Here is an 18,715-nt window from a genome sequence, read left to right on the forward strand (position 1 = left end):
TTCCTTTCTAACTGAACAGGCGGACACGGAAGAATGGCCGTGCCGTGACTTACAACCGGCGCGCATTGTAGCACAACTCGGTGCCGTTCTTACCGCCCTCCGTCACGGGCGCGTCATCGAGCACGTCGACGGCATCTCCGTACGCTGCGCCGGCACCGCGAGCACCGTCCGGAAGCCGTAGCCCGATCCCTCGTTGTCGAAGCGCACGCCCGGCGTGCCGACCTTGTCCATTTCCATCACGTAAAGGGGCTGGATCAACTGGTGATCCTGGGCGCGCATCCGCGACGCGTGGAAGCCGTCGTCGAACGGCAGGCCCTCGAGCGCACGCGCGACCGCGACCGGGTCGGCCGAACCCGCGCGGGTCATCGCCGCGGCCAGCATCTCGATCATCTGGCTCATCCGCCGCACCGGGTAGTCGTCCTGCGCGGCCGGGAAACGGGTCCGGAACGCGCGGTAGAACGCGTCGGACTTGGCGCCGCCCGCGTTCGGGTGCCAGTCGGCCACCGCCACGACGCGGCCGACACCCGCGTCGCCGAGGGCCGCCGGCGCGCCGAGGCTGTTGCCGTAGAACGTATAGAACTTCGCGTCGAGCCCCTGTTCGCGCGCCGCCTTCACGAGCAGCGTGAGGTCGTTGCCCCAGTTGCCGGTCACGACGGCGTCCGCGCCGCTGGCGCGGATCTTCGCGATATACGGCGAGAAATCCTTGATCCGGCCGATCGGGTGGAATTCGTCGCCCGCGATCGTCACGTCCGGGCGCCGCGCCGCGAGCGCCTGCCGCGCGAGGGTGCTGACGTCGTGGCCGAAGCTGTAGTCCTGGTTCAACAGATAGACCTTTCGCAGCGCGCGATCGCGCGCCATCACGTCCGCAAGCGCGGCCATCCGCATGCCGGCATGCGCATCGAAGCGGAAATGCCAGAAACTGCAACGCGCGCCGGTCAGCGCCGGATCGTCGGCCGAATAGTTCAGGAACAGCATCCGGTTGTCCGGATCGCGCGCGTTCAGCTTGTCGAGCGCGGCGACGAGCGCGGCCGCGACGGCCGAGCTGTTGCCCTGCGCGACGAAGCCGACATGCCGGTCGGCGGCCGCGCGCAACTGCACGAGCGCCTCCTCCGGGCTGCCCTTGCTGTCGAGCACGACGAGTTCGAGCGGATGCGCGCCGTCACGCAGCTTCACGCCGCCCGCCGCATTGACCCGCTCGACACCGAAGCGCAGGTTGCGCTCCACCGCCGCGCCCGCGTTCGCGAACGGGCCCGACATCCCCTCGATCAGCGCGATCCGCACCGGCTCGCCGCCGGCAAACGCGGACGACACCAGCATCCACCCCGCGCTCCACGCGAGCGCGCACCGTTTCCACCCCTGCATCGGCCACCTGCCCTTCAATCTGCCCGAGAAGCGCGGATCATAGGCCGCCGCGCCCGCCACCCGCAAGCGCGACAGCCTGCGATCCGCACCGATTTTTTCCGCGCGATGCGCCGTCGCGCGCCGTCCGTGATAAAACGGGACTTGTTTCCGTGTTCTGGAGAATCCGATGCGCATTCGCATTCCCGCGCGCCTGCCCGTGCTGATCGCCGGTGCCGCCGCGCTGCTGGCCGGTTGCGCGCAACCGTGGCAGCAATACCAGGCCGGCCAGGACGAGTCGGCGATCGTCGCGCGCATGGGCCCGCCGCGCGAGATCTACGACCTGCCCGGCGGCGGCAAGCGCCTGATGTGGCCGACTCAGCCGATGGGCGAAATCACGGTCGCGGCCGACGTCGACGCAGCCCACCGGATCGTCAACGTGCGCCAGGTACTGCAGCCGAGCGAGTTCTATCGCGCGGAGATCGGCAAGTGGACGAAGACAGACGTCCTCGTCAATTTCGGACGCCCGGTCGAGACTTCCTACTTCCCGCTGATGAAACGCGAGGTTTGGACGTACCGGTATCTCGAGGACAACGTCTGGTACATGATGTACAGCTTCTACTTCGATCCGCAGGGCATCCTGCGCACCACGCAGAAAACACCGGACCCGCTGCACGATCCCGATCGCCGCACCCTGTTCTGACCGATTGCGTATTTATACGCAATTGTCGCAATGGCCATTCACGAATTATTGCGTGAATGGCCATTTCATTTTTTCCGCTGCCTTATTTAATTCAACGAATAAGACGGAAAACTTTTCCGATCGATGACATTGCGATGGCAATACACTGAACGCCCCGTCATGCGGGCCGTAGCGGGAAACAGGCACGCCCGGGGCATGTCATGCGTCGCACTGGTGCATGCAATGCACTACGCCCAATCAATTTGAAACAATTTGTATCAACCCACCCGCAGTGCTAGGGCATACCCCTAATATCAGTCGAAAATCCAACCTTTCAATTTAGAAAGCATGCGATTGCGCCATTTCGTTCGATATTTATTTGCCTTTATCAAAAAGGAGTCCTCATGAATCGCCCCAAGAGCATGCTGGTTGCCAACATTGCCTGGGCCCGCGAGACGCGCGAACACACGCCCGGCTTTTTCGACGCGCTCGCGCGCGGCCAGAATCCGCGCGTACTGTGGATCGGTTGCGCGGACAGCCGCGTGCCAGCCGAAACCATCACGCACTGCGCGCCCGGCGAGCTGTTCGTCCATCGCAACATCGCGAACCTGTTCCACCCCGACGACGACAATTCCGCCAGCGTGCTCGAGTACGCGGTGCGGGTGCTGAAGGTCGACCACGTGATCGTGTGCGGTCACTACGGGTGCGGCGGCGTGCGTGCATCGCTGCTGCCGCCGCCCGCCGACCTGCCACACGTCGCGCGCCGCATCGCGCCGCTCTGCGCACTCGCGCGGCGCCATCGCGACACGCTCGACGGGCTCGACGACATGGCCGCCGCCGACCGCCTCGCCGAGCTGAACGTGCTCGAACAGGTGCGGCTGCTGCGCGCGTCGCCGATCGTGCGCGGCCGCGAGCGGCCACCGCTCGTGCATGGCTGGATCTTTTCGCTCGCCGACGGCCGCCTGAAGGAGCTCGATTCCGGCTATGCGGCGTCGCCGACCGAAGCCGAGCCCGAGCCCGAGCGCGCTGCCGCCGTCGCGCTCGGTTGACCCGCGCCCTGCCCCTCCACGCCAACGAAACCACCCCAACCATGAAACTGAACGAGCGCCTATCCACCCTGCCGCGCGACATCGTCGCCGGCATCGTCGTTTTCCTCGTCGCGCTACCGCTCTGTCTCGGCATCGCCAATGCGTCCGGCGTCGAGCCGTTCGCCGGGCTCGTGTCGGGCATCGTCGGCGGCATCGTCGTCGCACTGCTGAGCGGCTCGTCGCTGTCCGTCAGCGGGCCGGCCGCCGGCCTCGTCGTGATCGTCGTCGAAGGGATCGCGCAACTCGGCAGCTTCTCCGCGTTCCTGCTCGCGGTGCTGCTGTCCGGCGTGCTGCAGTTCGGCTTCGGCATGCTGCGCGCCGGCCGCTTCGCCGCTTACGTGCCATCGCCGGTCATCAAGGGCATGCTCGCCGCGATCGGCCTGCTGCTGATCGTGAAGCAGATTCCGTTCGCATTCGGCCTCGGCGGCCAGGCCGCGCAATCGTTTGCGAACTGGCCGAGCCTGCCGACCGCATGGGCCGCCACGGTGATCGCGCTTGCGTCGCTCGGGCTGCTGATCGCGTGGGACACGCCGGCTCTCAAGCGCTTCGCGTGGGTGCGCTCGGTACCCGCGCCGCTCGCGGTCGTCGTGCTCGGCATCGGCGCGACGCTCGTGCTCGGCGTGGTCGCACCGGCAGCCGCACCGGGCGCCGCCCATCGCGTCACGCTGCCCGAATTCGACTCGTTCGCGGCGCTCGCGGCATCGCTCAAGCATGCAGAGCTCGGCCCGAACTTCGCGCAACTGCTCAATCCGGACGTATGGCGCGTGGCGATCACGCTTGCGGTCGTCGCAAGCCTCGAGACGCTGCTGTGCCTCGAAGCGGTCGAACAGATCGATCCGAAGCGGCGGCCGACGCAACCCGATCGCGAGCTGAAGGCGCAGGGCGTCGGTAACCTCGTCGCGGGCGCCGTCGGCGGCCTGCCGATCACGTCGGTGATCGTGCGCAGTTCGGCCAACGTCAACGCCGGCGCGCAAAGCCGGATGTCCGCGATCGTGCACGGGGTCCTGCTGCTCGCGAGCGTGTTTGCGCTCACCGGCCTGATCAACCTGATCCCGCTCGCGAGCCTGGCCGCGATCCTGATCCACACCGGTCTGAAGCTCGCGAAGCCCGCGCTGTTCCGCTCGGTCATGAAGCAAGGCCCGGCCGCGTTCGCGCCGTTCGCGGCGACGATCGCGGGTGTGCTGGCGGTCGACCTGCTGTTCGGCATCGCGCTCGGCCTCGCATGCAGCGTGCTGGCCGTCGCCGTCGCGAACCTGAAGAGCCCCGTCACGCTCGCGCAGCATGACGATCACTTCCTGCTGTCGTTCCGCAAGGACGTGTCGTTTCTCGGCAAGGTGCAGGTCAAGCACCACCTGCGGCACATTCCGGACCGGGCGGCGGTGATCATCGACGCGACGCGCGCCGACTACATCGATCACGACGTGCTCGAACTGCTCGATGCGTTCGTCGCCGATGCGCCGCGGCGCGGGATCGCGGTCGAGTTCCGCCGGCGCAATCCGGCGCCACGCCCGGCGGCGCGCCGCTGGCTGTTCCGCGCGCCGGCCGCGGAATGAGCGGCCAATGAAAAAACGCCCCGGCGGCGCAGGGCCGCACGGGGCGTCTCGGTGCCGCGCAACGCGCGGCGCTTACGCGCGCTGCGGGTTGAGCTTGTCGTCCTTCGAGTGCAGCTTGTTCAGCGCGGAAATGTACGCCTTCGCGGATGCGGCGACGATATCCGGATCGGTGCCCACGCCGTTGACGATCCGCCCGCTCTTCGACAGCCGGACGGTCACTTCGCCCTGCGCCTGCGTGCCGGTCGTGATCGCGTTGACCGAGTACAGCAGCAGCTCGGACCCGCTGCCGACTTCACCCTCGATCGCATTGAACGTCGCGTCGACCGGGCCGTTGCCGCGCGCCTCGCCGGTCACTTCCTTGCCTTCGACCGCGAACACGACCTTCGCCTGCGGCTGCTCGCCCGTTTCCGAACGCTGCGACAGCGACACGAACTTGAAGTGCTCCTGTTCCTGCGCGAGCGCCGATTCCTCGGACACGATCGCGATGATGTCCTCGTCGAAGATCTCGGCCTTGCGGTCGGCCAGATCCTTGAAGCGCATGAACGCGGCATTCAGTTCGGCTTCGCTGTCGAGCGACACGCCCAGCTCCTGCAGACGCTGCTTGAACGCGTTGCGGCCCGACAGCTTGCCGAGCACGATCTTGTTCGCGGTCCAGCCCACGTCTTCCGCACGCATGATCTCGTAGGTGTCGCGCGCCTTCAGCACGCCGTCCTGGTGAATGCCCGATGCGTGCGCGAATGCGTTGGCGCCGACCACCGCCTTGTTCGGCTGCACGACGAAGCCGGTAATCTGCGACACGAGCTTCGACGTCGGCACGATCTGCGTCGTGTCGATGCCGACGTCGAGACCGAAGTAGTCCTTGCGGGTCTTCACGGCCATCACGATTTCCTCGAGCGACGTGTTGCCCGCGCGCTCGCCGAGACCGTTGATCGTGCATTCGATCTGCCGCGCACCGCCGATCTTCACGCCGGCGAGCGAGTTCGCCACCGCCATCCCGAGGTCGTTGTGGCAATGCACGGAGAAGATCGCCTTGTCCGAGTTCGGAATGCGTTCGCGCAGCGTCTTCACGAGGTTGCCGTAGAGTTCCGGCACGCCGTAGCCGACCGTATCGGCGATGTTGATCGTCGTCGCGCCCTCGGCGATCACCGCTTCCAGCACACGGCACAGGAAATCGAGATCCGAACGGCTGCCGTCTTCCGGCGAGAATTCGACGTTGTCGGTGAACTTGCGCGCGAAACGCACCGCGAGACGCGCCTGCTCGAACACCTGGTCCGGCGTCATCCGCAGCTTCTTCTCCATGTGCAGCGGCGACGTCGCGATGAACGTATGGATCCGCGCGCTGTTGGCCGGCTTGAGCGCGTCCGCCGCGCGCTGGATGTCCTTGTCGTTGGCCCGCGCCAGCGAACAGATCGTGCTGTCCTTCACGAGACCGGCGATCGTGTGGATCGCGTCGAAATCGCCGTTCGAGCTGGCGGCGAAACCGGCCTCGATCACGTCGACCTTCATCCGCTCGAGGTGCTTCGCGATGCGGATTTTCTCTTCCTTCGTCATCGACGCGCCGGGCGATTGCTCGCCGTCACGCAACGTCGTATCGAAAATGATCAGCTTGTCTGTCATGGGGGGCTCCAGGGCTCTTTTATACGGAAGTCAAACGTAACGAGATCGCGCCACCGCTGGCGACGCTCAACAACAGACGAGGCTTGAGACGGAGGGCGAGAACAGTCAGCGCGGCAGGCGCGCCGAAGCTGGCGCGCGTAGCAGCGCACCGGCTAGAAGGAGGGAGAAGCGGGGAAATGCAGTCATGCCGCAGACTATAGCGACATTCCGTGGACCGCGCAATTGGACGACACCCGGGGACGGCACCCGGAAACCGTGAACCGGCGCGGCCCGGCTCGAAAAAGGGGCAAATGAAAACGGCGGCCCCGAGACCGCCGTTTCCGGGCAAATCGTGCGTCGGCGTCAGTGATCGCGCTGCGACGAGCGCGCCGGATTCGCGCGCCCGCGGATGGCCATGTAGGCCCAGAACACGTAGCCGGACAGACCGTACAGCACGAACAGGCAGAACAGCATCAGCGGCGGATCGGACGACACGAGCACGAACGCGACGACGACGAGCAGGATCGCCGCGAACGGCACGCGGTGCCGCACGTCGAGCGCCTTGCCGCTGTAGAACGGCGCGTTCGACACCATCGTCACGCCCGCGTAGATCGTCAGCACGAACGCGACCCACGGCAGCCAGCCGAGCTTCATCGGCACGCGGTTGTCGGTCGCGAGCCACACGAAGCCGGCGATCAGCGCGGCGGCGGCCGGGCTCGGCAACCCCTGGAAGAAGCGCTTGTCGACCACGCCGATGTTCGTGTTGAAGCGCGCGAGGCGCAGCGCGGCGCCCGAGCAATAGACGAACGCGGCGAGCCAGCCCCAGCGGCCGAGATCCTTCAGCACCCACTCGTACATCACGAGCGCGGGCGCGACGCCGAACGACACCATGTCGGAAAGGCTATCGAACTGCTCGCCGAACGCGCTCTGCGTATGGGTCATGCGCGCGACGCGCCCGTCCATCCCGTCGAGCACCATCGCCACGAAAATCGCGATCGCGGCGATCTCGAAGCGTACGTTCATCGCCTGCACGACCGCGAAGAAGCCGCAGAACAGCGCGGCGGTCGTGAATGCGTTCGGCAGCAGATAGATGCCGCGCGTCTTCAGGAACCGCTGGCGCGCGGCGCGGCGGCTCTCGAGCGGCGCCGCATCGGGCGCCATCACCTTGTTGCGGCGGAACGGGCGTGGCGTCTGGCCGGAGCCGTTACGCGGCCGACGCGGTTTGAATGCGGCCATCGTGCGCCCCGCCGCTTACTGTTCGAGCTCGGCGAGGATCGTCGACGACGCGTAGACCTTCTCGCCGATCGACACCTTCGCGCGGCTGCCGAGCGGCAGGTACACGTCGACGCGCGAACCGAAGCGGATGAACCCGTAACGCTGGCCGCGCGACAGCGGCTCGCCGGCGCGCACGTAGCAGAGGATCCGGCGGGCGATCAGGCCGGCGATCTGCACGGACGTGACGGTCTTGCCGCTCGCCGTCTGGATCACGACCGCATTGCGCTCGTTCTCGGTCGACGCCTTGTCGATCGCCGCGTTCAGGAACGCACCCGGGAAATACTCGACCTTGCTGATCGCGCCATCGACCGGCGAACGCTGCGAATGGACATTGAAGACATTCATGAACACGCTGATCTTCAGCGCTTCGCGGTTCGCGTACGGATCCTGCGCGGTCTCGACCGCGACGATGCGGCCGTCTGCCGGGCACAGCACCGCGTTCGGCTGCGCCGGGATCGGGCGCTGCGGATCGCGGAAGAACTGGACGACGAAGACGAGCAGCAGCCAGAACGGCCACGCGAAGCCGAAGCCCCCGACGGCATGGATCAACAGCGCGACGACGGCTGCAATCGCGATGAACGGCCAGCCTTCGCGCGCGATGATCGGATGAGGATAGTTCATGGATTCGTTCTGTGTTCGGTGAATTGCAAAGCACGTAGCATAACAAAAGCCGCCCGGGGCACTGCTGCCTTCGGACGGCTTTTTGATGCCGACCCTCCACTCGAAGGGCCGGAACAGCACGAGGTGCTTAGTTCTTCGTCTGGTCGACGAGCTTGTTCTTCGCGATCCACGGCATCATCGCACGCAGCTTCGCGCCGACCTGCTCGATCTGGTGCTCGGCCGTCAGGCGGCGGCGCGACTGCAGCGTCGGGGCGCCTGCCTTGTTCTCGAGAATGAAGCTCTTCGCGTACTCGCCCGTCTGGATGTCGGTCAGGCACTGCTTCATCGCCTTCTTCGTCTCTTCCGTGACGACGCGCGGGCCGGTCACGTACTCGCCGTACTCGGCGTTGTTCGAGATCGAGTAGTTCATGTTCGCGATGCCGCCTTCGTAGATCAGGTCGACGATCAGCTTCAGCTCGTGCAGGCACTCGAAGTACGCCATTTCCGGCGCGTAGCCGGCTTCGACCAGCGTCTCGAAACCCGCCTTGATCAGCTCGACGGTACCGCCGCACAGCACGGCCTGTTCGCCGAACAGGTCGGTTTCGGTTTCTTCACGGAAGTTCGTCTCGATGATGCCTGCACGGCCGCCGCCGTTTGCCGCCGCGTACGACAGCGCGATGTCGCGTGCCGCGCCCGACTTGTTCTGCGCCACCGCGATCAGGTGCGGCACGCCGCCACCTTGCGAGTACGTGCCGCGCACGGTGTGGCCCGGCGCCTTCGGCGCGATCATGATCACGTCGAGGTCGGCGCGCGGGATCACCTGGCCGTAGTGCACGTTGAAGCCGTGCGCGAATGCGAGCGCCGCGCCCTGCTTGATGTTCGCGTGGACTTCCTTCGCGTACACGTCGGCGATCTGCTCGTCCGGCAGCAGCATCATGACGACGTCCGCGCCCTTCACCGCTTCCGCGACTTCCTTGACCGACAGGCCGGCGTTTTCGGCCTTGCTCCACGACGCGCCGCCCTTGCGCAGGCCGACCGTCACGTTCACGCCGCTGTCCTTCAGGTTCAGCGCGTGTGCATGGCCTTGCGAGCCGTAGCCGATGATCGTGACTTGCTTGCCCTTGATGAGGGAGAGGTCAGCGTCTTTGTCGTAGAAAACGTTCATGATGGTTCCTTCGCTAATTCAAAAAATTCAATAATTCGTTCGGATGGAGTACTGCGGGCCGGGACATGACGGCGCACCCGGCGTGCCTCTTTGGCTATGTCGGCATCACACCTTCAGGATGCGCTCGCCGCGTCCGATGCCGGAGCTGCCGGTGCGCACGGTCTCGAGGATCGCGCCCGCGTCCAGCCCCTGGATGAATGCGTCGAGCTTGTCGCTCGCGCCCGTCAATTCGATCGTGTAGGTCTTCTCGGTCACGTCGATGATGCGGCCGCGGAAAATGTCCGACATCCGCTTCATTTCTTCGCGCTCCTTGCCCACTGCACGTACCTTGATCAGCATCAGCTCGCGTTCGATGTGTGCACCGTCGGTCAGGTCCACCACTTTCACCACCTCGATAAGGCGGTTCAGATGCTTCGTGATCTGTTCGATCACGTCGTCGGAGCCAATGGAAACGATGGTGAGCCGCGACAGCGATTGGTCTTCGGTCGGCGCCACCGTCAAGGTTTCGATGTTGTAGCCGCGTGCGGAAAACAGGCCGACCACGCGCGACAGCGCGCCCGGTTCGTTCTCCAGCAGGACGGAAATGATGTGTCTCATGTTCGCTTCTTCCAGAATGTGTCCGTGTCGATTCACTCGCGCCGCGCGCCGCCGCGTGCCGCACCGCCCTTCGTGAAGGCGGCCGCATCGGGCCAGACGCGCGTCGCGCCGTTACAGATCTTCCGATCCGAGCAGCATCTCGGTGATGCCCTTGCCGGCCTGTACCATCGGCCAGACGTTTTCGGTCGGATCGGTCTGGAAGTCGAGAAACACGGTGCGGTCCTTCAGGCGCAACGCTTCCTTCAGCGCCGGCTCCACATCCGAAGTCTTTTCGATCCGCATGCCGACATGGCCGTACGCTTCGGCGAGCTTCACGAAATCGGGCAGCGCATCCATGTACGAATGCGAATAGCGCTTGCTGTATTCGATCTGCTGCCACTGGCGGACCATGCCGAGGTAGCGGTTGTTCAGCGAAATGATCTTCACGGGCGTGTCGTACTGCAGGCAGGTCGACAGTTCCTGGATGCACATCTGGATCGAGCCTTCGCCCGTGATGCACAGCACGTCGTCGTCCGGATGGGCCATCTTCACGCCCATCGCCGCCGGCAGGCCGAAGCCCATCGTGCCGAGGCCGCCGGAGTTGATCCAGCGACGCGGCTTGTTGAAACGGTAGAACTGCGCGGCCCACATCTGGTGCTGGCCGACGTCCGAGCACACGAACGCATTGCCGTCCGTCAGCTCCCACGCCTTTTCGACCACGTACTGCGGCTTGATGATCTCGCTTTCGCGGTCGAACTTCAGGCAGTCCTTCGCGCGCCAGCCTTCGATGTCCTTCCACCATTGCGCGAGCGCCTCGGTGTCGGGGCCATGCTCGGCCGTCTGCAGTTGCTCGATCAGCTCCTTCAGCACTTCCTTCACGTCGCCGACGATCGGGATGTCGACCTTCACGCGCTTCGAAATCGACGACGGGTCGATGTCGATGTGAATGATCTTGCGCGGGCGTGACGCGAAGTGCGCCGGGTCGCCGATCACGCGGTCGTCGAAGCGGGCGCCGATCGCGATCAGCACGTCGCAGTGCTGCATCGCCATGTTCGCTTCGTAGGTGCCGTGCATGCCGAGCATGCCGAGGAATTTCTTGTCCGACGCGCGATAGCCGCCGAGGCCCATCAGCGTGTTCGTGACCGGGTAGCCGAGCAGGTCCGCGAACTGGTTCAGTTCACGCGACGCGTCGGCGAGGATGATGCCGCCACCCGTGTAGATGTACGGACGCTTCGCGGTCAGCAGCAGCGACACGGCCTTGCGGATCTGGCCCGAATGGCCTTTCGTGACGGGGTTGTACGAACGCAGCGACACGCTCTTGATCGGCTCGTACTGGCACGGCGTCTTCGAGATATCCTTCGGGATGTCGATCAGCACCGGGCCCGGACGGCCGGTGCGGGCGATATAGAACGCCTTCTTGACGGTTGCCGCGAGGTCGCGCACGTCCTTCACGAGGAAGTTGTGCTTCACGCACGGACGCGTGATGCCGACGGTGTCGCATTCCTGGAACGCATCCTGGCCGATCGCGGCAGTCGGCACCTGGCCGCTGATCACGACCATCGGGATCGAATCCATGTAAGCCGTTGCGATGCCGGTCACCGCGTTGGTGACACCGGGGCCCGACGTCACGAGGCAGACGCCGACATTGCCGGTGGAGCGCGCATACGCATCGGCTGCGTGCACGGCCGCCTGTTCATGGCGCACCAGCACGTGCTGAATCTTGTCCTGCTTGTACAGCTCGTCGTAGATGTAGAGAACCGAGCCGCCGGGGTAGCCCCAGATGAATTCGACGTTTTCGTCGGCCAGTGCCTTCATGAGCACGGTACCGCCGATGGAGTCGCTATCGGGAGGGGAAAGGGGTTCCGACGTGGAGAATTCCGCGCTGGGCATGTTCATTTTGACCTTTCGAATTTTCGGCAAAAAATTGATCGGGTGCTCTCTGCCGGGCTTGTGGCTCGGGTTCAAGCGGCGCGTCCAGTTTGAAGGGCGGGCTTCTTGGGCCAGCCTCAAATGAGACCATCACTTCATGTTGCGAATCGTTGACGATAGCGGGTCGCGCTGGGGCCGTCAAGCAAAATATCCCGCAGCGCATCATGCACGCCGCCGGGCGCCCCGCCGGCGCGGCTCGCGCGCAACGTGCGGCGCCCGACCCGGTGCCAAGCCGCGCGAAAATTTGATAGCATCCGCGGGTTTTACGAAATTTTTCGACCTTTTACACCACGCAGCGGGCCGCAGCGCATACCTTCACGGAATGGCATCAGACAAGGAACTCGCCGACTTTCTGGCGGGCGTCGAAAGGCGCGCGTTCAAGCAGGCTGCGTACGCCGTGCGTGACGACGATGCGTCGCTCGACATCGTGCAGGACGCGATGATCAAGCTCGCGGAAAAGTACGGCGACCGGCCGTCGGCCGAGCTGCCGCTGCTTTTTCAGCGGATCCTGCAGAACGCGATCCACGACTGGTTCCGCCGGCAGAAGGTCCGCAATACGTGGGTGACGCTCTTCTCGTCGCTGAACAACACCGACGACGACGACTTCGACCCGCTCGAAACACTCGAATCCGCGGACGACAACGCGGGCGTCGAGAGCAGCGAGCACCGCCTCGAACGAGAGCAGGTTCTGGCCCTGATCGACGAAGAAATCCAGAAACTTCCGGCGCGTCAACGGGAAGCGTTCCTGATGCGTTATTGGGAAGATATGGATGTCGCCGAGACTGCCGCCGCAATGGGGTGCTCCGAGGGCAGCGTCAAGACGCACTGCTCACGAGCCACTCATACCCTGGCGCAAGCGCTCAAGGCCAAAGGAATCACGCTATGAGCTCCGCAAACCGAGAACACGAATTCGCGCTGAAGGTGCGCCGCGCGCTGGACGAGCGCGCGGCCGCGCTGCCTGCCGCGACCACCGATCGGCTGGCCGTCGCCCGCCGGGCCGCGCTCGCGCGCAAGAAGCCCGAAGCCGCGACCGCGCCGGTGTTCGTGCCGGCCTTCGCCGGCGCGGCCGGCGCCTACGGCCCGACGCCCGCGAACCGCCCGCCGACGTCGTTCGGCCGCCGCCTGCTGCGCGCATGGCCGCTCGCGTTGCTGCTCGCGGGGCTCGTCGGCATCGCGTACTGGGAAGACATGCAGCGCACCGCCGAACTCGCCGACATCGACGCGGCGATGCTCAGCGACGACCTGCCGCTCAACGCGTATCTCGACCACGGGTTCAACGCGTATCTTTCGCGCGCTCACTAACAGACAATAACGAGGGGATCGTACGGGTGAGTCAGAAGCGCGGCCTGGCCGTATTTTTCGGATGCGTGATCGCGATCGCCGTTTCCTACGTCGCCACGTATCCCCGATTCCACCCGGCCCCCGCGACGACGCCCGTCGCGACCACCAGTTCCGCCGCACCGGCGTCGGCCGCGGCCGGGCTGACCACCGAACTTCCCCCGCTGCCGCTTCCCCTGCCGCTGCCGGCCGCCGCCGGCCCGCTGTCGTGGGCGCGCCTCACGCCGGCGCAGCATGCGGCCCTCGCCCCGTTCGCCGACCAGTGGGACGGCTTCAGCGATGCCCGCAAGCGTAAATGGCTGAAGATCGCATCGCGTTTCGCGAAGTTGTCGCCGGATGACCAGAAGCGCCTGCAGGAGCGGATGACCGAATGGGCGAAAATGACGCCCGAGCAGCGCCGCGTCGCACGCGAGAACTACCAGAGCGCGAAGGAGCTGTCCGCGCAGGCGCGCGAGCGCGCGTGGAAGGCCTACCAGCAACTCCCCGAGGAGCAGAAGGAACGGCTTGCCGCCGCCGAACGCCGCCGCAAGCCGAGCGTCGTCAGCGCGCCGCCGACCGTCGCCGACCGTGACGTCCGCCGCCTCGTCAATTCGCACGAACACCCGGCCAGCGGTGCGGCCGCCGCCCCGGCGCCCGCGTCGGCCGGCGTCGCCGCGCAGCCGGTGCCCGCGTCGTCGACGTCCGGCACCGCGTCCGCACCGGCCGCCGTGGCGCCGGTGTCGCCCGCCGACGCGCCTTCGCTGTTCAAGGGCTCCTGAACGGCCGTGGCGAACGTCCGCGCGCCCGACACCCCGGCCGCCGCGCCGTCCGTGCGGCGGCGCCTCGCCGCGCTGCTCTACGAAGGCGTGCTGCTGTTCGGCGTCGTGTTCTTCGCCGGGCTCGCGTTCAGCCTCGCGACGCAGCAACGCAACGGCCTCGTCCATCACAACCTGCTTGCCACGTGGATCGCGCTCGTCGTCGGCGCGTATTTCGTGTGGTTCTGGACGCACGGCGGCCAGACGCTGCCGATGAAAACCTGGCGGCTGCGGCTCGAATCGTCCAGCGGCCGACCGCTGAGCGCCAGCCACGCGCTCGTCCGCTACGTGCTCGGCTGGCTGTGGTTCCTGCCGCCGCTCGCGCTGCACCCGCTCCTCGGCCTGTCGGTACCCGTCACGCTCGCGCTCGCCGCCGCGTGGATCGTCGTATGGGCCGGCGCCGCCCGATTGCACGCCGGCCGTCAGTTCCCGCACGACCGGATCGCGCGCACCCGCGTCGTCGCGATACCGCGCTGACGCGCCGCATTCGCCAGACGAAAGCCGCTCGCTCGGTGCCCTTCCCTCCAGCCAGACGGCCTTGCCTGACAAGCGTCGGCGGTTCAGTACGGCAGATGACGCAACGCCCGCTCGTTCACTGCTAAACACCCTTCAACGGTCGTAATAAGAACGTCTCGTGACTGTCATGGCACAGTCACGCCCGCATGGCGGAATGCCGGTAATGTCAACCGGCGCGAGTCATGCATGGGCCAGAAAACGTCCGCGACCTCACTGTTTCGTCACCCCATCGGCGCCCGCGCCGCCACTGCGTTCCTGTCCGGCTCGGGGGCAACCGACGGCGTGGTGTCGCACAAGCCGCCCGTCGCGCACACCACGCAGCACGAGGACCCCGAGCCGTCCGCCCATCGCTACCGCACCATCTGGCTGTCCGACATCCACCTCGGCTCGAGCGGCTGCCAGGCGCCCTACCTGCTGGATTTCCTGCGTCACAACGACTCGGAATACCTGTACCTCGTCGGCGACATCATCGACGGCTGGCAGCTGAAAAAGGGCTGGTACTGGCCGCAGGCGCACAACGACGTCGTGCAGAAGATCCTGCGCAAGGCGCGCAAGGGCACGCAGGTCGTCTACATCCCCGGCAACCACGACGAAGGCGCGCGGCAGTTCTGCGATCTCGCGTTCGGCGACATCCAGGTGCGCGGCGAGGCATTCCACACGACGCTCGCAGGCAAACGTTTGTGGATCGTGCACGGCGACCTGTTCGACGGCGTGATCCAGCACGCGAAATGGCTCGCGTACCTCGGCGACACGCTCTACACGCTGATCCTCGTGCTGAACCGCTGGTTCAACCGGATCCGCAGCCGGCTCGGCTTCCAGTACTGGTCGCTGTCGCAGTACCTGAAGCACCAGGTCAAGAACGCGGTCAACTTCATCTCGCAGTTCGAGACCGTGATGACCGACGAGGCGCGCCGCCGCGGCTGCGACGGCGTCGTGTGCGGCCACATCCACAAGGCCGAGATCCGCGACATCGACGGCGTGCTGTACTGCAACGACGGCGACTGGGTCGAAAGCCTGTCCGCGCTCGTCGAAACGATGGAAGGCGAACTGAAGATCGTCTACTGGACGGTGATGCGCACCGCGCCGTCGGAGACCACGTCGCGCAAGGCCAAGGCCGCTGCCTGACACAACCCTACTTACAGGACATGCCGCGATGAAGATCATGATCGTCACCGACGCGTGGGAACCGCAGGTCAACGGCGTCGTGCGCACGCTGAAGAGCACGGCGCGCGAACTCACGGCGCTCGGCCACCGCGTCGAACTGCTGACGCCGCTGGAATTCCGCACGGTGCCCTGCCCGACCTACCCCGAGATCCGCCTGTCGATCCTGCCGTACCGCAAGCTGCGCGCGCGGATCGATGCGTTCGCACCCGATGCGCTGCACATCGCGACCGAAGGCCCGCTCGGCCTGGCCGCGCGGCGCTATGCGCGCGCCCGCAAGCTGCCGTACACCACCGCGTACCACACGCGCTTTCCGGAATACGTGCAGGCGCGCTTCGGTATTCCGCTCGCCGCCACCTACCGCTTCCTGCACTGGTTCCACGGCCCGTCGCTCGCGGTGATGGCGCCGACGCCGGTCGTCAAGCAGGACCTCGAGAAATTCGGCTTCACGAACGTCGTGCTGTGGACCCGCGGCGTCGATCTCGACATCTTCCGGCCGATGGAGTCGAAGGTGCTCAACACCGCGCGGCCGATCTTCCTGTACGTGGGCCGCGTCGCGATCGAGAAGAACGTCGAGGCGTTCCTGCGCCTCGACCTGCCCGGCTCGAAGTGGGTCGCGGGCGAAGGCCCCGCGCTCGCGGAGCTGAAGTCGCGCTACCCGGAGGCGAACTATCTCGGCGTGCTGTCACAGACCGAGCTCGCGAAGGTGTATGCTGCGGCCGACGTGTTCGTATTCCCGAGTCGCACCGACACGTTCGGCCTCGTGCTGCTCGAAGCCCTCGCCTGCGGCACGCCGGTGGCCGCGTATCCCGTCACGGGCCCGATCGACGTGCTCAGCGGCGGCGACGCGGGCGCGATGCACGAGGACCTGCAGGAAGCCTGCCTCGAGGCGCTGAAGATCGAACGCACGACTGCGCGCGCGTGGGCGGAACGCTTCTCGTGGCGCGCGGCATCCGAGCAGTTCGCGTCGCATCTGAAGCCGCTGCCGAAGACCGCGTACTCGCCAGCCGAAGGTGCCGCCGTTTGAAACGAGACCTGAACGACAAGATCCCGCCCCCCGCCGCGACGCCGTCACGGCACCGCCCGTTCGACGAGGAAGAACCGCACGCCGATGCGGACGTGCACCCGCACGAGCCGCTCGGCCCCGACGACCGGCTCGCGCCGTTGCCGCCGAACCCGTACAAGCGCCACCGCGGCATCACGCGTGCGTGGTTCGCGCTCAAGCATTCGCTGAACGGCTTTCGCGTCGCGATCCGCGAGGAAAGCGCGTTTCGCCAGGAGCTCACGCTCGCCGCGCTGATGCTGCCGATCGGCGCGTTCGCGCCGGTGCCGGCCGCATCGCGCGCGCTGCTGATCGGCTCGGTGCTGCTGGTGCTGATCGTCGAGCTGCTCAACTCGAGCGTCGAAGCCGCGATCGACCGCATCTCGCTCGAGCGCCACGAACTCTCGAAGCGCGCGAAGGACCTCGGCAGCGCGGCTGTGACGGTCGCGCTGTTCGCGTGCGTGACGACGTGGGGCTTCGTGCTCGGGCCGGTCGTCGCACGCTGGCTCGGCTTCTAGGCAACCGCCCGGCGTCCTTCCCGTCGCCCGCATGCGGCGCTGCACCATGCGCCGCGCGGGGCCGCGATCATGAAATGCCCCGATGTGGCGGAACCCCGGTTTATAATCGTCCGCTAGACATAGAACAGCAACCCGCGCCGGACGAATCACGCAGCATCGATTGCAGCGCCCGCCAGTCCGGCACACACAGGGCCGGACGACATGGAAGCGAAACCTCCCCGCCGCACCCGCGAACGGATTCTCGAGTTGTCGTTGAAACTCTTCAACGAGATCGGCGAGCCGAACGTCACCACCACGACGATCGCCGAGGAAATGGAAATCAGTCCAGGCAACCTGTACTACCATTTCCGCAACAAGGACGACATCATCAACAGCATCTTCGCGCAGTTCGAGCAGCAGATCGAACGGCGGCTGCGCTTCCCCGAAGATCACCGTCCGACGATCGACGAAACCTGGTCGTACCTGCAGTACATGGCCGATTTCATGTGGACCTACCGGTTCCTGTATCGCGACCTCAACGACCTGCTCGCGCGCAACCGCACGCTCGAGACGCACTTCAAGCAGATCATCAGCCACAAGGTGCGCTTCGCGCACGACATGTGCGAGCTGCTCGTCTCCGATGCCGAAATGGTCGCGACGCCCGCCGAGATCGAAGTCATCGCCACCAACATGGCGGTGATCTCGACCTACTGGCTGTCGTACCAGTACGTGATGCATCCGCGCAAATACAACGACCAGGACGCGATCCGCGAAGAGCTGCACCAGGTGAGCATGCACGTGATCTCGATCATGGCCCCGTACCTGCGCGGCCGTTCGCGCCAGCTGTTCGACGACCTCGTCTCCGGCAAGCTGCCCAAGCGCCAGTTCACCGACTACCTGCCGCCGCGCGACGGCTCCCCGCGCCCCGCCGACAGCCCCGTCGTCACCGGGCAGGCGTCCGCCAAGGATTCCAAGCAATGAAGGCAGTCTGCGTTTACTGCGGCTCGTCGTCCGGCGTGCGGCCCGTCTATGCCGACGCCGCGCGCGCGTTCGGCCGCGCGCTCGTCGATGCGGGCCTCACGCTCGTGTACGGCGGCGGCCGCGTCGGCCTGATGGGCGTGATCGCCGACGAAGTGATGGCGGCCGGCGGCCGTGCGGTCGGCGTGATCCCCGAGCTGCTCGTCGACAAGGAAGTCGGCCATACGGGGCTGTCGGAACTGCACGTCGTGCCCGACATGCACCATCGCAAGAAAATGATGGCCGACCTCTCCGACGCGTTCGTCGCGATGCCCGGCGGCGCCGGCACGCTCGAGGAGCTCTTCGAGGTCTACACGTGGGCGCAGCTCGGCTATCACCGCAAGCCCGTCGCGCTCTACAACATCGATTCGTTCTACGATCCGCTGATCGCGCTACTGCGCCATACGGTCGACGAAGGCTTCATGCGGCCCGCCTATTTCGACGCGCTGTGCGTCGAATCGGAACCCGTCGCGCTGATCGAGCGGCTGCGCCACTACCTGCCGCCCGCCCGCGACAAGTGGGCGCCAGACGCAGCGAAGTGATCCTCA

At 66.1% G+C, this 18,715-nt stretch carries 19 protein-coding genes; 12 read left to right on the forward strand and 7 right to left on the reverse strand.

Features of this window, described 5'->3' with window-relative positions; all coding sequences use genetic code 11:
* Positions 1-102: 102 nt before the first annotated feature.
* Positions 103-1,362: a branched-chain amino acid ABC transporter substrate-binding protein gene (locus tag JMF86_RS11210; RefSeq protein WP_011694333.1), complete on the reverse strand. Its 1,260-nt coding sequence runs from the start codon at positions 1,360-1,362 to the stop codon at positions 103-105.
* A gap of 166 nt (positions 1,363-1,528) precedes the next feature.
* Between JMF86_RS11210 and JMF86_RS11215 the strand changes: the two genes are divergently transcribed.
* The 3 genes from JMF86_RS11215 to JMF86_RS11225 all read left to right on the forward strand — a co-directional run bounded on the left by JMF86_RS11215 (position 1,529) and on the right by JMF86_RS11225 (position 4,661).
* Positions 1,529-2,041: a hypothetical protein gene (locus tag JMF86_RS11215; protein ID WP_006478258.1), complete on the forward strand. Its 513-nt coding sequence runs from the start codon at positions 1,529-1,531 to the stop codon at positions 2,039-2,041.
* 383 nt (positions 2,042-2,424) lie between these two features.
* A complete protein-coding gene (locus JMF86_RS11220) occupies positions 2,425-3,069 on the forward strand; it encodes a carbonic anhydrase (RefSeq protein WP_011545819.1) in 645 nt (214 codons plus the stop codon).
* A gap of 41 nt (positions 3,070-3,110) precedes the next feature.
* Positions 3,111-4,661 (forward strand): SulP family inorganic anion transporter, encoded by a 1,551-nt coding sequence (locus JMF86_RS11225; protein ID WP_011545820.1) that lies wholly within the window; start codon positions 3,111-3,113, stop codon positions 4,659-4,661.
* Positions 4,662-4,733: 72 nt separating this feature from the next.
* Here the strand turns inward: JMF86_RS11225 and JMF86_RS11230 are convergent, their stop codons facing one another.
* The 6 genes from JMF86_RS11230 to JMF86_RS11255 form a co-directional block, all read right to left on the reverse strand.
* Positions 4,734-6,278 carry a 2-isopropylmalate synthase gene (locus JMF86_RS11230; protein ID WP_011545821.1) on the reverse strand — a complete coding sequence of 515 codons (1,545 nt, stop codon included), beginning with the start codon at positions 6,276-6,278 and terminating at the stop codon, positions 4,734-4,736.
* 342 nt (positions 6,279-6,620) lie between these two features.
* Positions 6,621-7,493, reverse strand: a complete 873-nt coding sequence (gene pssA / locus JMF86_RS11235) for a CDP-diacylglycerol--serine O-phosphatidyltransferase (protein WP_006478254.1) — start codon at positions 7,491-7,493, stop codon at positions 6,621-6,623.
* Between the two features lie 15 nt (positions 7,494-7,508).
* On the reverse strand, positions 7,509-8,153 hold the full coding sequence (locus JMF86_RS11240; RefSeq protein WP_006478253.1) for a phosphatidylserine decarboxylase: 645 nt from the start codon (positions 8,151-8,153) through the stop codon (positions 7,509-7,511).
* A gap of 127 nt (positions 8,154-8,280) precedes the next feature.
* Entirely contained in the window at positions 8,281-9,297 is a 1,017-nt protein-coding gene (gene ilvC, locus JMF86_RS11245; RefSeq protein WP_006478252.1) for a ketol-acid reductoisomerase, read from the reverse strand.
* Positions 9,298-9,402: 105 nt separating this feature from the next.
* Complete coding sequence (gene ilvN, locus JMF86_RS11250) at positions 9,403-9,894, reverse strand: acetolactate synthase small subunit (protein WP_006398781.1); 492 nt, start codon at positions 9,892-9,894, stop codon at positions 9,403-9,405.
* A 111-nt stretch (positions 9,895-10,005) separates the two neighbouring features.
* On the reverse strand, positions 10,006-11,769 hold the full coding sequence (locus JMF86_RS11255; protein WP_006478251.1) for an acetolactate synthase 3 catalytic subunit: 1,764 nt from the start codon (positions 11,767-11,769) through the stop codon (positions 10,006-10,008).
* Between the two features lie 355 nt (positions 11,770-12,124).
* On the opposite strand from JMF86_RS11255, the gene JMF86_RS11260 reads away from it, so the two are divergent.
* The 9 genes from JMF86_RS11260 (at position 12,125) to JMF86_RS11300 (ending at position 18,709) form a co-directional block, all read left to right on the forward strand.
* Entirely contained in the window at positions 12,125-12,688 is a 564-nt protein-coding gene (locus JMF86_RS11260; protein WP_006478250.1) for an RNA polymerase sigma factor, read from the forward strand.
* Positions 12,685-13,104: a DUF3619 family protein gene (locus JMF86_RS11265; protein WP_011545823.1), complete on the forward strand. Its 420-nt coding sequence runs from the start codon at positions 12,685-12,687 to the stop codon at positions 13,102-13,104. Before JMF86_RS11260 ends, JMF86_RS11265 begins: the two co-directional genes overlap by 4 nt.
* Positions 13,105-13,130: 26 nt before the next feature.
* Positions 13,131-13,898, forward strand: a complete 768-nt coding sequence (locus JMF86_RS11270; RefSeq protein ID WP_011545824.1) for a DUF3106 domain-containing protein — start codon at positions 13,131-13,133, stop codon at positions 13,896-13,898.
* A gap of 6 nt (positions 13,899-13,904) precedes the next feature.
* On the forward strand, positions 13,905-14,411 hold the full coding sequence (locus tag JMF86_RS11275; RefSeq protein ID WP_054928013.1) for an RDD family protein: 507 nt from the start codon (positions 13,905-13,907) through the stop codon (positions 14,409-14,411).
* A 225-nt stretch (positions 14,412-14,636) separates the two neighbouring features.
* Positions 14,637-15,575 carry a UDP-2,3-diacylglucosamine diphosphatase gene (locus tag JMF86_RS11280; protein ID WP_006478246.1) on the forward strand — a complete coding sequence of 313 codons (939 nt, stop codon included), beginning with the start codon at positions 14,637-14,639 and terminating at the stop codon, positions 15,573-15,575.
* A 28-nt stretch (positions 15,576-15,603) separates the two neighbouring features.
* Positions 15,604-16,638 carry a glycosyltransferase family 1 protein gene (locus JMF86_RS11285; protein WP_043888581.1) on the forward strand — a complete coding sequence of 345 codons (1,035 nt, stop codon included), beginning with the start codon at positions 15,604-15,606 and terminating at the stop codon, positions 16,636-16,638.
* Positions 16,635-17,171, forward strand: a complete 537-nt coding sequence (locus JMF86_RS11290; RefSeq protein WP_011694335.1) for a diacylglycerol kinase — start codon at positions 16,635-16,637, stop codon at positions 17,169-17,171. Before JMF86_RS11285 ends, JMF86_RS11290 begins: the two co-directional genes overlap by 4 nt.
* A 201-nt stretch (positions 17,172-17,372) precedes the next feature.
* The gene (locus JMF86_RS11295; protein WP_006478243.1) at positions 17,373-18,131 is read left to right on the forward strand and encodes a TetR/AcrR family transcriptional regulator; all 759 of its coding nucleotides are present in this window, start codon (positions 17,373-17,375) and stop codon (positions 18,129-18,131) included.
* Positions 18,128-18,709 (forward strand): TIGR00730 family Rossman fold protein, encoded by a 582-nt coding sequence (locus JMF86_RS11300; RefSeq protein WP_054928014.1) that lies wholly within the window; start codon positions 18,128-18,130, stop codon positions 18,707-18,709. Before JMF86_RS11295 ends, JMF86_RS11300 begins: the two co-directional genes overlap by 4 nt.
* Positions 18,710-18,715: the final 6 nt, after the last annotated feature.

The sequence above is a fragment of the Burkholderia sp. E168m15 genome (genome assembly GCF_016586105.1).
In the GTDB taxonomy this organism is placed as follows: Bacteria; Pseudomonadota; Gammaproteobacteria; order Burkholderiales; family Burkholderiaceae; genus Burkholderia; species Burkholderia orbicola.

Coding starts and splice junctions, on each gene's coding strand:
- JMF86_RS11210 (WP_011694333.1), bottom strand. CDS start 1,362: ATGCAGGGGTGGAAACGGTGCGCGCTCGCGTGGAGCGCGGGGTGGATG.
- JMF86_RS11215 (WP_006478258.1), top strand. CDS start 1,529: ATGCGCATTCGCATTCCCGCGCGCCTGCCCGTGCTGATCGCCGGTGCC.
- JMF86_RS11220 (WP_011545819.1), top strand. CDS start 2,425: ATGAATCGCCCCAAGAGCATGCTGGTTGCCAACATTGCCTGGGCCCGC.
- JMF86_RS11225 (WP_011545820.1), top strand. CDS start 3,111: ATGAAACTGAACGAGCGCCTATCCACCCTGCCGCGCGACATCGTCGCC.
- JMF86_RS11230 (WP_011545821.1), bottom strand. CDS start 6,278: ATGACAGACAAGCTGATCATTTTCGATACGACGTTGCGTGACGGCGAG.
- pssA (WP_006478254.1), bottom strand. CDS start 7,493: ATGGCCGCATTCAAACCGCGTCGGCCGCGTAACGGCTCCGGCCAGACG.
- JMF86_RS11240 (WP_006478253.1), bottom strand. CDS start 8,153: ATGAACTATCCTCATCCGATCATCGCGCGCGAAGGCTGGCCGTTCATC.
- ilvC (WP_006478252.1), bottom strand. CDS start 9,297: ATGAACGTTTTCTACGACAAAGACGCTGACCTCTCCCTCATCAAGGGC.
- ilvN (WP_006398781.1), bottom strand. CDS start 9,894: ATGAGACACATCATTTCCGTCCTGCTGGAGAACGAACCGGGCGCGCTG.
- JMF86_RS11255 (WP_006478251.1), bottom strand. CDS start 11,769: ATGAACATGCCCAGCGCGGAATTCTCCACGTCGGAACCCCTTTCCCCT.
- JMF86_RS11260 (WP_006478250.1), top strand. CDS start 12,125: ATGGCATCAGACAAGGAACTCGCCGACTTTCTGGCGGGCGTCGAAAGG.
- JMF86_RS11265 (WP_011545823.1), top strand. CDS start 12,685: ATGAGCTCCGCAAACCGAGAACACGAATTCGCGCTGAAGGTGCGCCGC.
- JMF86_RS11280 (WP_006478246.1), top strand. CDS start 14,637: ATGGGCCAGAAAACGTCCGCGACCTCACTGTTTCGTCACCCCATCGGC.
- JMF86_RS11285 (WP_043888581.1), top strand. CDS start 15,604: ATGAAGATCATGATCGTCACCGACGCGTGGGAACCGCAGGTCAACGGC.
- JMF86_RS11295 (WP_006478243.1), top strand. CDS start 17,373: ATGGAAGCGAAACCTCCCCGCCGCACCCGCGAACGGATTCTCGAGTTG.
- JMF86_RS11300 (WP_054928014.1), top strand. CDS start 18,128: ATGAAGGCAGTCTGCGTTTACTGCGGCTCGTCGTCCGGCGTGCGGCCC.